Origin of the sequence: Rhodococcus sp. MEB064 (genome assembly GCF_000834565.1) — a bacterium.
Lineage (GTDB): Bacteria > Actinomycetota > Actinomycetes > Mycobacteriales > Mycobacteriaceae > Rhodococcoides.
Map to the genome: position 1 here is coordinate 162,535 of NZ_JXQS01000058.1, position 12,596 is coordinate 175,130.

The 12,596-nt window shown below is 68.3% G+C and carries 11 protein-coding genes; 4 read left to right on the forward strand and 7 right to left on the reverse strand.

The genetic code is table 11. The features are described from left to right. Positions 1-8 precede the first annotated feature (8 nt). Entirely contained in the window at positions 9-1,154 is a 1,146-nt protein-coding gene (locus RU01_RS19385; protein WP_231568785.1) for an L-talarate/galactarate dehydratase, read from the reverse strand. Between the two features lie 409 nt (positions 1,155-1,563). On the opposite strand from RU01_RS19385, the gene RU01_RS19390 reads away from it, so the two are divergent. Then, positions 1,564-3,138 (forward strand): ABC transporter substrate-binding protein, encoded by a 1,575-nt coding sequence (locus RU01_RS19390; RefSeq protein WP_042576361.1) that lies wholly within the window; start codon positions 1,564-1,566, stop codon positions 3,136-3,138. Between the two features lies 1 nt (position 3,139). Here the strand turns inward: RU01_RS19390 and RU01_RS19395 are convergent, their stop codons facing one another. Then, positions 3,140-4,534 carry an FGGY family carbohydrate kinase gene (locus RU01_RS19395; RefSeq protein WP_042576207.1) on the reverse strand — a complete coding sequence of 465 codons (1,395 nt, stop codon included), beginning with the start codon at positions 4,532-4,534 and terminating at the stop codon, positions 3,140-3,142. Between the two features lie 46 nt (positions 4,535-4,580). Between RU01_RS19395 and RU01_RS19400 the strand changes: the two genes are divergently transcribed. Beyond that, positions 4,581-5,273, forward strand: coding sequence for a TetR family transcriptional regulator (locus RU01_RS19400; RefSeq protein WP_042576208.1), 693 nt, complete (start codon positions 4,581-4,583; stop codon positions 5,271-5,273). Here the strand turns inward: RU01_RS19400 and RU01_RS19405 are convergent. Beyond that, positions 5,257-7,314, reverse strand: coding sequence for an acyltransferase family protein (locus tag RU01_RS19405; RefSeq protein ID WP_042576362.1), 2,058 nt, complete (start codon positions 7,312-7,314; stop codon positions 5,257-5,259). The two genes, RU01_RS19400 and RU01_RS19405, sit on opposite strands and share 17 nt — an antisense overlap. A gap of 165 nt (positions 7,315-7,479) precedes the next feature. Between RU01_RS19405 and RU01_RS19410 the strand changes: the two genes are divergently transcribed. Continuing rightward, on the forward strand, positions 7,480-8,637 hold the full coding sequence (locus RU01_RS19410; RefSeq protein ID WP_042576209.1) for an acyl-CoA dehydrogenase: 1,158 nt from the start codon (positions 7,480-7,482) through the stop codon (positions 8,635-8,637). Between the two features lie 9 nt (positions 8,638-8,646). On the opposite strand, the gene RU01_RS19415 is transcribed toward RU01_RS19410, so the two are convergent. Genes RU01_RS19415 through RU01_RS19425 form a run of 3 tightly spaced genes read right to left on the reverse strand, consistent with a single transcriptional unit; the run spans position 8,647 to position 10,267 of the window. Next, the gene (locus RU01_RS19415; protein WP_042576210.1) at positions 8,647-9,000 is read right to left on the reverse strand and encodes an RNA-binding S4 domain-containing protein; all 354 of its coding nucleotides are present in this window, start codon (positions 8,998-9,000) and stop codon (positions 8,647-8,649) included. Continuing rightward, positions 8,997-9,488 carry a metallophosphoesterase family protein gene (locus RU01_RS19420; protein ID WP_042576211.1) on the reverse strand — a complete coding sequence of 164 codons (492 nt, stop codon included), beginning with the start codon at positions 9,486-9,488 and terminating at the stop codon, positions 8,997-8,999. Before RU01_RS19420 ends, RU01_RS19415 begins: the two co-directional genes overlap by 4 nt. 2 nt (positions 9,489-9,490) lie before the next feature. Next, a complete protein-coding gene (locus RU01_RS19425; RefSeq protein WP_442970563.1) occupies positions 9,491-10,267 on the reverse strand; it encodes an SDR family oxidoreductase in 777 nt (258 codons plus the stop codon). An 87-nt stretch (positions 10,268-10,354) separates the two neighbouring features. Between RU01_RS19425 and RU01_RS19430 the strand changes: the two genes are divergently transcribed. Beyond that, positions 10,355-10,759, forward strand: a complete 405-nt coding sequence (locus tag RU01_RS19430; RefSeq protein ID WP_042576213.1) for a VOC family protein — start codon at positions 10,355-10,357, stop codon at positions 10,757-10,759. Positions 10,760-10,784: 25 nt separating this feature from the next. Here RU01_RS19430 and RU01_RS19435 read toward each other — a convergent pair whose 3' ends face one another. Beyond that, positions 10,785-12,503: a metallophosphoesterase family protein gene (locus RU01_RS19435; protein ID WP_042576214.1), complete on the reverse strand. Its 1,719-nt coding sequence runs from the start codon at positions 12,501-12,503 to the stop codon at positions 10,785-10,787. Positions 12,504-12,596 lie beyond the last annotated feature (93 nt).

Genomic DNA, 12,596 nt, shown 5'->3' on the forward strand with positions numbered 1-12,596 from the left:
GCCGGGTATCAGCGGAACGAAGCCGTCCCGACGGTCCAGGCATGTGCCCGCTCGCTCAGGGTGAAGCCCAACCCCGGTCGATCGGACAGGTGCATCCGGCCGTCGCGAGTCTCGAGGTGCTCCTCGAACAGCGGATCCAACCAGTCGAAGTGCTCCACCCAGGTCTGCAGCGGGTAGACCGCCGCCAGATGCAGGTGAATCTCCATCGCGAAATGGGGAGCCATCTGCAATCCGTGGTGCTCCGCCAGACCCGTGAGCTTCAGGAACTGGGTGATGCCGCCGATGCGCGGAGCATCGGGTTGGATGATGTCGACGGACCCGGCCTCGATCAGGCGGACGTGCTCGCCGACACTGGCCAGCATCTCACCGGTGGCGATGGACGTGTCGAAGGTGCGCGCCAGCATCGCGTGTCCCTCGGCGTCGTAGGCGTCGAGCGGCTCCTCGATCCACACCAGATCGAACTGCTCGAGGATGCGGCACATGCGAGTCGCGGTCGGACGATCCCACTGCTGGTTCGCGTCGACCATCAGCGGCACGTCGTCGCCGAGATGTTCGCGCACCGCTGTCACGCGGGCGATGTCCTGGCGCCAATCCGGCTGACCCACCTTGAGTTTGATGCCGCCGATCCCGGCCGCGAGTGACGCCGTGGCGTTGTCGAGCACCTCACCGATCGGAGTGTGGAGAAATCCGCCGGACGTGTTGTACGTCTGGACCGAATCGCGGGTGGACCCGATCAGTTTGGCCAACGGGAGCCCCGCTCGCTTGGCCTTGAGGTCCCACAGCGCGATGTCGATGGCGGCGATCGCCTGTGTCGCAACACCACTGCGGCCCACGGAGGCACCCGCCCACGTCAGCGACGTCCAGATCTTGCCTATATCGCTGGGGTCCTGTCCGATCAGGACGGGCGCGATCTCCTTCGCGTGCGCGAACTGCGCCGGACCACCGGCGCGCTTGGAGTAGCTGAACCCGATTCCTGAGTGTCCCTGCTCCGTCCGGATCTCGACGAAGAGGAACACCACCTCCGTCATCGGCTTCTGTCGGCCCGTCAGGACTTTCGCGTCACTGATCGGCGTGGACAGCGGGAGCACGATCGAGCGCAGAGTCACGTCTTCGATGCGATCGATCGTCGCCGAACCGGCCGCGAGAGCACGCAGTGCCGCATCGGGCGCGGTGAGTCCGCTGGTCGGCCTGGTGGGAGTGCGGTCGGAGATCTCTCGCGTATCGGTCACTGTGGGCTCCTCGTCGAGTGTGTGGTCGCGCTCACACGGTAAGCCCATGGCCGATGCACGTCCAGGTCCTTTCATGCATCCTTCGATGCCCTCCAGGTATCGGTCTCGGGGGGGCGGTATCGCACCGAATCGGTATCGGTCGATGCCGAAACAGCATGCGCTCGTGATAGTCCGGTCATCGGAAGGCGACGACTCGACATCGGCGCAGGTGGGCGACGTGCGCATCCGACACCAGGGGTCGAGAACGGCTCCATAACGGTCTCGGTACGCCGTTGACGATGCGCATCGCCGCTCCTACGTTGTGTCCACCGTCACAACATCTCCGGAGGTCGACATGAGCCCTGCACCACGGAACCGAACCTCGGCGGTGGTCGCCGGCGCGCTCACCCTCGCCCTCGCCGCGTCGGGCTGCTCCGTCGCGAACACCGACCGCAGCTCGTCGACCGACCCCGACACCCTGCGCATCGTCCTGAGTCAGGAGCCCCCCACGCTCGAGGCGTGCGATGTCTCCCAGACGTCGATCGGTGTGGTCACCCGCTCGAACATCACCGAGCCGTTGATGGAGCGCAACCCCACCACCGGTGGACTCGAACCCAAACTCGCCGACACGTGGGAGCAGAACTCCGACCGCGAGTGGACCTTCCGGTTGCATCCCGGCGTGACGTTCAGTGACGGCCGACCCTTCGAAGCCGCGGATGCCGCTCACTCGATCGAGCGCACCGTGAACTCCGACATCGGCTGCAACGTCGAGGGATACGTCTTCGGAGACGCCGATCTGACCGTGACCGTCATCGATCCCCTCACTCTCACGGTGGCGGCACCGGCTCCCGATCCGATTCTTCCGCTACGCATCTCCTTCGTCGAGATGGTTCCGCGGACGGCGAGCTTCACCGAGCGCGAGCGTGAGCCCGTCGGCACCGGCCCCTTCGCGCTGGACACCTGGGAGTACGGCCAGCGACTGACCCTGGTGCGCAACGATCGTTACTGGGGACCGCGTCCGGACTTCGCGAGAGCCGTCTACCAGTGGCGCAGCGAAGGAAGCATCCGAGCGTCGATGGTGTCCGGCGACGAGGCCGACATCGCCACCGGTATCGGGCCCGAGGACGGGGCAGGTGACCTGGGAGTGGCCTACCCGAACAACGAGACCACGGCGGTTCGGATCCAGGTCGAGGAACCGCCGCTCGACGACATCCGGGTTCGGCAGGCGATCAACTACTCGATCAATCGCAACGGAATCGTGCATGCGCTCTTCCGCGATCTGGGCCGGCCTGCCGCACAGTTGGTCTCACCGGGAGTCGTCGGCTACAACGACGAACTCGAAGCATGGCCGTACGACACCGACAAGGCGCGCGCGTTGCTCGACGAGGCCCGGGCGGACGGTGTACCGGTGGATGCGAAGATTCGGTTGATCGGCCGCACCGGCCAGTTCCCGAAGGTGAACGAGACACTCGAGGTCGTGCAGAATGCGCTGTCCGAACTGGGCATGAACATCTCGATCGAGATGATGGACTCGGCAGGCACGTCGCAGTACCAGGAGCGGCCCTTCCCTGCCGACTCCGGTCCGTACCTGCTGGTGATCCAGCACGGCAACCAGGCAGGTGACTCCGCGTTCACCGTCGACCAGTACTTCACCAGCGACGGCTTCCAGAGTGCCTACGGGACACCGGAGTTCGATGCCGAGATCGCCGCGGCGAACCAGCGCACCGGCGACGCTCGTCAGGACGCCTACGCCCAGCTGTTCGCGGACGAGCCGACCGAGATCATGCAGATGGCCTACATCGCCCACATGGAGGGTGTCCTGGCGAAGTCGGACCGCGTCGACTACACACCCGACTCGGCGACCGTCGACGAGATGCACCTGGCCGCCATGACGCACGCACAGGAGGGAGCGTCGGCGTCGGGTCGGTGAGCTACCCGGCCCCCTCGGTCAGGTCGCGCACCTCGGCGTAGCGCGACCTGACCGACGGTGTCGGATCGGCCTCGAACCGAGGGATGTCCGACGCAGCCCAGACCGGCGGCTCGGCCGCACCCGAGAGAACCCATGCGGCTTGCCGCGCGGCACCGTCCGCCACGTACTCGCCGGCGGGGGGCACGTCGACGGGCATTCCGAAGATCGCCGGAGCGAGAACGCGCACCGCCTCGGACTTGGCACCTCCCCCGACGAGCAGCACTCTCGAGACCGACGCCCCCTGCTCGATCAGGTGATCGATACCGTCGGCCAGGCTGCACAGGAGTCCCTCGACCGCAGCGCGGGCGAGATGTCCGGGCGTCGAATTGTGCAGTCGCAGTCCGTGGATCGCGCCGCTCGCGTCCGGTCGGTTCGGTGTCCGTTCCCCTTCCAGATACGGCACCATGACGAGGCCGTCGCTGTCCGTGGACAGCGCGAGCCGCGACAGTTCGTCGTGGTCGACGCCGAGCAGACGCGCGGCGGCGTCCAACACGCGCGCCGCATTCAGTGTGCACACCAACGGCAGTTGGCGCCCGGTGGCGTCGGCGAAGCCCGCGACCAGTCCCGACGGGTCGCGCGGGGCCACCGTGGAGACGGCGGACACCACCCCGGACGTCCCCACGGACACCACCAGATCGCCCTCTCCGGCACCCAGAGCCAGTGCGGCAGCGGCGTTGTCGCCCGTTCCGGGCCCGATCGCCGCGCCGGACGACGTGGTCCCGATCCGGGCGGACGGTTGCATCACCGTCGGCACGTGGGGGTCACGCCCGCGCAGCGCCAGGCCGAGCAGGTCGACGCGGTACTCGTCGGTCGCGGCCGAGAAGTAGCCGGTGCCGCTGGCGTCGCCCCGGTCGGTCGCGAGAGCGTCGAGGCCGCGAGCTCCACCGAGGCGCCACGACAACCAGTCGTGCGGAAGGCAGACGGCTGCAGTGCGATTCGCATTGTCCGGCTCGTGGTCGGCCAACCAGCGCAGTTTCGATGCGGTGATTGCCGCGACCGGGACGACGCCGACGGCATCTGCCCACGCCTGGCCGCCACCCAGCTCGTCGACCAGGTCGCGAGCGGACCGTGCGGACCGAGTGTCGTTCCACAGCAACGCCGGTCGGACCACACCGCCGTCCTCGTCCAGGCAGATCATGCCGTGCTGTTGGGCTCCGACGGAGACCGCGTCGACCCCGTCCATCCCGCCGGCATCCGCGAGCGCCGCGTCCAGCGCGTCGGACCATCGCTGCGGATCGATCTCCGTCCCGTCGGGGTGGGCAGCGCGCCCCTGGCGCACCATCTCGCCCGAATCGGCATCTCGAACAACGATCTTGCACGACTGGGTGGACGAATCGACACCCATCACCAACGCCACTGTCGCCGTCCTTCACGGTAGGGAACGTTCACGCTACCGTGAGGCCATGGCCGCCCACGAGGAACCGCGCGAATCGGACGATGCGCAGTTCCGCCTCGACGTGATGCGTGCAGCGCTCGACCTGTTCGAGAGCAAGGGGTACGAGGCGACCACCGTCGACCAGATCGCGGAGAGCGCCGGCTTGTCGCGGCGCACGTTCTTCCGCCAGTTCCGGTCGAAGGAGGACGTGGTCTTCGTCGACCACGACGCAACCCTCGCCCACGTGCAGGACTTCCTGGGGACGACCGACCTCGACCCGCACGACGCCGTGTGCGAGGCCGCCGCGCGCGTGTTCGCCCGGTTCGCGGGCACACCCGACACCACTCGCCGGCGCTATCGCGTCCTGCAGACGGTGCCCGCGCTGCGCGAGCGCGAACTGGTCATGGTGCTGCGGTACGAACGCGTCTTCGTCGACACACTGCGCCGCGGGGCACCCGGGGAGGATCCGCTCTCCCTGGTGCAGTTCGCCGCAGCGGTCACCGCGACGCACAACTACCTGCTGCGCACATGGCTGCGCGACGGGGCACGACTCGAGGTCGAGGACGTGCGGCGCGCCCTCGGGGCGGTGAAGCGGCGGTTCGTCACCGACACCGCGGGTGACCGGCCCACCGCACTCGTGTTGCCGCCGGGGACGTCGGTCGCCGACGTCACGACCCTGCTCGCACAGCACTTCGGGGACGGTCTCACCACCACCCCGTGACCTCGCCGAGCGTGCTGTCGATCACCGGCACGAGCGACCGGACGTACGTCGCCGACAGGTGGTGGGAATCGTGGTAGACCAGCACGTTTCCCTCGACGACGCGACACACGTCGGGACCGCAGACCGCATCGGAGAAGTCGACGGGAACCACCGAGGGGAACGGCAGCGACGCGGCGCGGGCCGGATCGATCTCGGACAGGACCTCACTGCGCGGCAGTCCGCAGGACTCGCTGTCGCCGCCGTCGGCAAGGCAGTCCGCAGCGCGATACGGGACGCCCTCCCTGCTGAGCCACGGAGTGTCCCGCACGGCCACGACGGGAAGAGCGAGCGCGGAGAAGCGTGCCCAGACGTCGAGGTACGCGTCGGGCGTGACGTCGCCGAACTCCGTGGGGCTCGGCCGCGTCGAGGTGGTGAACACCCAGTCGGGGCGGTCCGACGCGAGGATGTCGAGCACGTCCGAGGACCAGTCCCGGCAGTCCGGGTAGGGCAGATCCACCAGGAGCGGCTCGCCGATGTCGAGCGGGCACCCCATCTTGAGGTAGGTCACCACGGCGAACCCGCGGTCCCGGCCGATCCGGTCGAGGGCGGGGAGCCAGTGCTCGGCGTGCGATCCGCCGGCCAGGGCAAGGGTGCGCGTCGCGTCGGGATCGCCGTACACGCACGAGGTCACCTCGCGCTGCGTCATGTCCGCGATGCAGCCGTCCAGCGTCGACTGCGGCAGGTCCAGGTCCGCATCGAGCACGGTGGGTCGCATCGGAGCGTCCGGCACGGGCACACCGTCGACAAGTGCGAGCGCCCCCGGGTAGCGATCGTCGGAGCTCACGTCGGCGGTCGGCTGGGCCGTCGCTCGATCGAGGTAGCCCTGCCAGGTCGCGCTCGCGGCGGCGAGGCCGATCGCTCCGACGGTCACCAGGGCGGTGAGGACGCCGCGGCCCGCGCCCCGACGGTGCACCGGCTCCTCCACCCACGAGCGCGTGGCGACGGCCAGGGCGATCGAGACCACCACCACGGCGGATCCCGTCACCACGGTCACCGAGTGCCCGGTACCGAGCACCGCGATGAGGATCGGCCAGTGCCACAGGTACAGCGGGTAGGCGATGGAGCCGAGGAACTGCAGTGGGCGGGATTCGAGAGCGCGGGTCACGGCCGGTGCTCGGGACTCGGGAGCACCCGCACCGGCGACCACCAGCAGCATCGCGGCCCCGACGGGCACCAGCGCGGCAGGTCCGGGGAACTGCGCCGCACCGTCGACGAGGAACCCACAGCCCACCAGTGCGGCGAGTCCGACGACGGCGGCCGCGGCACGTAGCGCGGCCGGCAGCACCACTCGACCGATCACCAGCCCGCCGATCGCACCGACCGCGAGTTCCCACGTCCGCGCCCCGGTGTCGTAGTAGGCCCACCCCTGGTGGGTGCGGCCGATGTCGGCCGCATAGGCGAACGACACCGCGGCGGCGACCGCGAGCACCGACACCAGCACCGGTGTGGTCAGGTCCCGACGACCACACCGTCGGCACGCCGCGGCGACGAGGAACACCACGGCCGTGACACCGACGTAGAACTGCACCTGCACGGACATCGACCACAGGTGCTGGAGCGGACTGACCGACAGATCGGCCGCCGCGTAGTCGGACGCGGTCCGCGCGAGCTCCCAGTTCTGGACGTACGCCAGCGACGCGAGGAGCTGCCGCGTCGTCGCGTCCCACATCGTGAAGGGTCGGTCCCACAGGGTCCAGAGGGCCACCGCGCCGAACACCACCACCGCCGCGGGGTACAGGCGTCGGGCGGTGCGGACGACGAGGGGCCGCAGGACCGGACCGTCGGCTCGCTCGACGCGGCGCAGCACCATCGACGTGAAGAAGAAGCCGGACAGGACGAGGAAGACGTCGACACCGCCCGAGACCCTGCCGAACCAGATGTGGAAGACGACCACGAGGGCGATCGCCAGCCCGCGGAGACCGTCCAGATCGACGCGGTGGCCCGGCCTGCGCGCGCCGACTGCCCGGGCACCCGGCGCACGGGTCGTCGCCTGGTGGTGCACGACCACCAGAATAAGGGACGGACGGTACGGGTCCGGAGCACCCACACGTGACCGGTGACACCAAGTGCCAATCGGCCATGGTCATCGGCACTCGGGTCCGGTACGCTGGCCACATTCCGTGACACTGCGTGCCACGATCCCTTCCCCACAACGAACGGACTCTTCATGGCCGGGAACCCCAGCTTCGACCTGTTCCAGCTCTCCGACGAGCACAACGAGCTCCGCGAGGCCATCCGCGCACTCTCCGAGAAGGAGATCGCGCCGTACGCCACCGAGGTCGACGAGCAGGAGCGTTTCCCCGACGAGGCATTGAAGGCTCTCAACGCCTCCGGCTTCAACGCATTGCACATCCCCGAGGAGTACGGCGGCCAGGGAGCCGACTCGGTCGCAGCCTGCATGGTGATCGAGGAAGTCGCGCGCGTATGCGGTTCCTCCTCGCTGATCCCTGCCGTGAACAAGCTCGGCACCATGGGCCTGATCCTCAGCGGCGGCGAGGAGCTCAAGCAGAAGGTGCTGCCGTCCATCGCCGAGGGTGAGATGGCGTCCTACGGACTGTCCGAGCGTGAAGCCGGATCCGATGCCGCCGGTATGAAGACCCGCGCCAAGGCGGACGGCGACGACTGGATCCTCAACGGCTCGAAGGCGTGGATCACGAACGCCGGCGCATCGTCCTGGTACACCGTCATGGCGGTGACCGATCCCGAGAAGAAGGCCAACGGCATCTCGGCGTTCATGGTGCACAAGGACGACGAAGGCTTCTCCGTCGGCGCGAAGGAGCGCAAGCTCGGCATCAAGGGCAGCCCCACCCGCGAGCTGTACTTCGAGAACTGCCGCATCCCCGGAGACCGCATCATCGGTGAGCCCGGCACCGGCTTCAAGACGGCACTCGCGACGCTCGACCACACGCGCCCCACCATCGGCGCTCAGGCCGTCGGCATCGCGCAGGGCGCTCTCGACGCAGCCATCGCGTACACCAAGGACCGCAAGCAGTTCGGCAAGGCCATCAGTACGTTCCAGGGCGTCGAGTTCATGCTCGCCGACATGGCGATGGAGATCGAAGCGGCCCGCCTCATGGTGTACTCGGCAGCCGCTCGCGCCGAACGCGGCGAGAAGAACCTCGGTTTCATCTCCGCTGCGTCCAAGTGCTTCGCGTCCGATGTCGCCATGAAGGTGACCACCGACGCGGTCCAGCTCTTCGGCGGCGCCGGCTACACCCGCGACTTCCCCGTCGAGCGCATGATGCGCGACGCGAAGATCACGCAGATCTACGAGGGCACCAACCAGATCCAGCGCGTCGTCATGTCGCGGGCACTGCTGCGCTGATCACCCGAGTCACCCCCGCAGTTTGTCGATTTCCCGCCGGTCGCGTTTGGTCGGTCGCCCTGCCCCACGATCACGCACGGGTAGGGCGGCGAGCACCTCTCGCGGCGGCGGGGGTGGGCTGCGGTCGATGTAGCAGGCCACCGCGGCCGGGGCTCCCACTCGCTTGTTCACGAGCTGAGTGACCTCGACGATCTTCTCGAAGCCGCCCGCGCGGATACGTACCTCGTCACCCGGTACCACGTGTTGGGCCGGCTTCGCCGCGGTCCCGTTGATCTTCACATGCCCACCTCGGCACGCCGAGGCTGCCGCGGACCGCGTCTTGAACAGTCGCACCGACCAGGTCCACGCGTCGACGCGCGTCACAGCCGCACCAGGTCGACGTCGCCGATCACGCCGTCGGCAAGTGTCAGGGTCATGTAGGTGCAGTGCGGTTGCCGACGCCGGTCGGTCGGCGATCCGGGGTTGAGAAGCCGCATCCCGTTGTCGGACAGCGTGTCCCACGGAATGTGACTGTGCCCGAACACCAGGAGGTCGGTGTCCGGGAATGCCGCGTCCATTCGTCTCTCCCGTCCCGTCTTCGCCCCGGTCTCGTGAGTCACGGCGATCCGGACCCCCTCCACCGTGCGCCGAGCGATCTCCGGCAACCGGGACCTGACGTCGTCGCCGTCGTTGTTGCCCCAGCATGCGAGAAGGTCGCGAGACCGCTCCAGGAGGGCCTCCAGCAACGACGGTTCCATCCAGTCGCCTGCGTGCACCACCAGATCGGCGGCGTCGACCGCCTCCCACACCGCGACGGGGAGATCCCGCGCGCGGGTGGGGACGTGGGTGTCGGACAGCAGGAGCAGCCGCATCGTCAGTCCTTGGGACCGCCGGCGACGTAGACGACCTGGCCGGAGACGAACCCGGCACCCTCGCTGCAGAAGAACGACGCGGTGTGAGCGATGTCCTCGGGCTGACCGATCCGGTTGACCGGGATCTGCGACGCGGCACCCTTCTTGAAGTCCTCGAACGGCACGCCGACGCGCTCCGCGGTGGCCGCGGTCATCTCGGTCTCGATGAACCCGGGCGCGATGGCGTTGACGGTGACGTTGTAGCGACCCAGTTCGATGGCGAGTGTCTTGGTGAAGCCCTGCATGCCGGCCTTCGCCGCCGCGTAGTTGGCCTGTCCGCGGTTACCCAGAGCGGATGTCGACGACAGGTTGACGATGCGTCCCCACTTGGCCTCGACCTGGTGCTTCTGCACCTCGCGGGACATCAGGAACGAGCCGCGCAGGTGCACGCCGAGGACGGCGTCCCAGTCGTCGACCGACATCTTGAACAGAAGGTTGTCGCGCAGGATGCCGGCGTTGTTCACCAGCACGGTGGGGGCGCCGAAGTCCGTGGCGATGCGCTCGACGGCGGACTTCACCGACTCCTCGTCCGCGACGTTCGCGCCGATGCCGATGGCCTGACCGCCCGCGGCGGTGATGGCGTCGACCGTTCCGGCACAGGCCGCCTCGTCGAGATCGACGACGGCGACACCGAATCCGTCCGACGCGAGACGGCGGGCGATGGCGGCGCCGATTCCTCGCGCACTTCCCGTGACGATTGCTGTCTTGACCTGCTCGCTCACGACTACCCTCTTTCTCATCTCGGCCCCGAAACCCCGCGGCTCCCACTCTTTCTATCAAGTCACAGGAGTCGGCGGACCACCCCCGCTCGAGAAAGAGGCTCGACCATGACCACTCGGCTCAACCCCTACCTGTCGTTCCGCGACTCCGCGAAGGACGCCATGGAGTTCTACCGAACCGTGTTCGGCGGCACGCTCACCGTCTCGACGTTCGGCGAGTCCGGCATGCCCGTCGAGGACTCCGAGCAGAACAACGTCATGCACTCGCAGCTCGAGACACCGAACGGCTTCACCCTGATGGGTGCGGACACCCCATTGTCGATGGAGGTCAGCGTCAACGGCACGGTGTCGCTCAGCGGCGACGACGAGGCCGAGCTCCGCGGCTACTGGGATGCGCTCGCCGAGGGCAGTACCCCCGGCGTGCCGCTCGAGAAGGCGCCGTGGGGCGACTACTTCGGAATGCTCACCGACAGGTTCGGCATCGCCTGGATGGTGAACATCGCCGGCAGCTAGCTGCCGAAGGTGACATGGCCGGCAGCTAGCTGCCGAACGCGAGCGGCAGGTCCCGTCGGAACGTCACCTCGTCGAACTCCCGTCCGTACTCGTCGACGGCGGCGATGCGCAGTCGGCTGGGCGTGATGCCGGGAACGCCCGGCGTCATGTCCGCGCGGACGAACGAGTAGTTGCGGAAACGCACGCGTGACCACGTCAGGGACTCGGGAACCTTGGTCCCGTCGGCAGCGACGACATAGCTGTTGGGCACCGACGTGTCCGCGACCTCGTGCCCGCGGTAGCTCTCCGGCTCACCGTCCTGGAATCCGTAGCGCGGACGGCCGCCGCCGCCCACGGTGTAGTACACGGTGCCGTCGGAGACGGAGCTGACCTCGGAGCGGTCGCCCGCGACCCGCGTGGGCGACCCGCCGCGGATCGGGTCGGACCGCTCGAACACGTGGTTGTGCGCCTGCAGCACCACATCGACGTGATAGCGGTCGAAGAGCCCCGCCCAGGCGTTACGGACACCGCCGTCGCTCGCGTGGTCCTTGGTCGTCGAGTACGCGCAGTGGTGGAAGAAGCACACGATGAAGTCGACGGCCGGATCGGCTCGGTAGCGCGCCAGGGTCGACTCCACCCAGCCCGTCTGACGTCCGCCGCTGTACCCGGTGTTCGCGCGGATCTCGTTCGACACGTCGTTGGCGTCGAGCGAGAGCACGGCGACGTTGCCGTGGACGAACGAGTAGACCGACGGGCAGCCGGCGGGACCGTTGTCGGGTTGATCCAATCGTGCTGCGTGCCCGCCGTATCCGTTCGACCCGTACAGCGCCTCCATGTCGTGGTTTCCGGTCGCGAAGAGCCAGGGCGTGGACGCCGCGCTCGGCTCGATCGCCGCGAGGTAACCGTCCCAGACGTACGGGTTGAACTTGTCGAAGACCTTGTCGACGGTGCCGCCGCTGGGTACGAAGCGGGGAGTGCGGCCCTGTCCCGACGGGTCCGCGTAGGCGATGTCGCCCGCGAGGATGTGGAAGTCGGGCCGCGATGCCGCGATCTGGCGCACGATGTTCGCGGCGTGCTTGGCCGACGGCTCGTTGTCGGGCTTGTAGTACAGATCGTCGTAGTCGCCGGGCTTCAGGCCGGGAGGCTGCGTCGGCGTCTCGTCGACGCCTTGATCTCCCATCATCGTGAATCGGAACGGTGCGAGCCGTCCGGGCGGCAGAGCCGGTGCGGCACTGCGGACGTCGCTGACGTAGCCGTCTGCGGTGCGCCACCGGTAGTAGTGCGGAAGACGAGGTGTGAGGCCGTCCACCGGAACGTGCACGTAGAACTGCTCGGCTGCCAGGATGCCGCCGTCGGATCGCGGCACCTGGCTCACCAGGTTGCGCACCTCGGCCGACGTCGTCGCGCCGAGCGCCGGGGTCGGACCGTGGTCCAGGAACACCCCGGTGAGTCCGGGATTGCGGGAGAGCTGCGCAGAGAATCGCAGCTGCGTCGCGGCGTCGGAGCCGAAGGAGAGGTGCCGTCCGCCCACGGTCAGCGGCGCGTCCTGCGCGTAGGCGACGCGGTTCCATCCGGGGTTTCCCACCCCGGCGGCTGCAGCGACGGCGGCAGCGCCCACGAGGAAGTTGCGTCGGGACACCCGATGGCGACGGAGATTGCTCAGGTGCCAGTCGTGCTGCTCGGCCATCGATGCCTGTGCCGCGATGTGGGCGGGAACCCCCGTGTCGACGATCTCCCCGGCCGGGTTGCGTGCGCTCTCCACCATGTCATCGACGCTGCTCCCGTCACCTCGACGTCAGGAACACGACGAATGGACACCGGATTGACCGTCGGTGAACAACGTTGCAGTACAGAACAA

Excerpts from the sequence above, each read along its gene's own strand:
- RU01_RS19435 (WP_042576214.1), bottom strand. The coding sequence starts at position 12,503 with ATGGTGGAGAGCGCACGCAACCCGGCCGGGGAGATCGTCGACACGGGG.
- RU01_RS19390 (WP_042576361.1), top strand. The coding sequence starts at position 1,564 with ATGAGCCCTGCACCACGGAACCGAACCTCGGCGGTGGTCGCCGGCGCG.
- RU01_RS19400 (WP_042576208.1), top strand. The coding sequence starts at position 4,581 with ATGGCCGCCCACGAGGAACCGCGCGAATCGGACGATGCGCAGTTCCGC.
- RU01_RS19410 (WP_042576209.1), top strand. The coding sequence starts at position 7,480 with ATGGCCGGGAACCCCAGCTTCGACCTGTTCCAGCTCTCCGACGAGCAC.
- RU01_RS19425 (WP_442970563.1), bottom strand. The coding sequence starts at position 10,267 with ATGAGAAAGAGGGTAGTCGTGAGCGAGCAGGTCAAGACAGCAATCGTC.
- RU01_RS19430 (WP_042576213.1), top strand. The coding sequence starts at position 10,355 with ATGACCACTCGGCTCAACCCCTACCTGTCGTTCCGCGACTCCGCGAAG.
- RU01_RS19420 (WP_042576211.1), bottom strand. The coding sequence starts at position 9,488 with ATGCGGCTGCTCCTGCTGTCCGACACCCACGTCCCCACCCGCGCGCGG.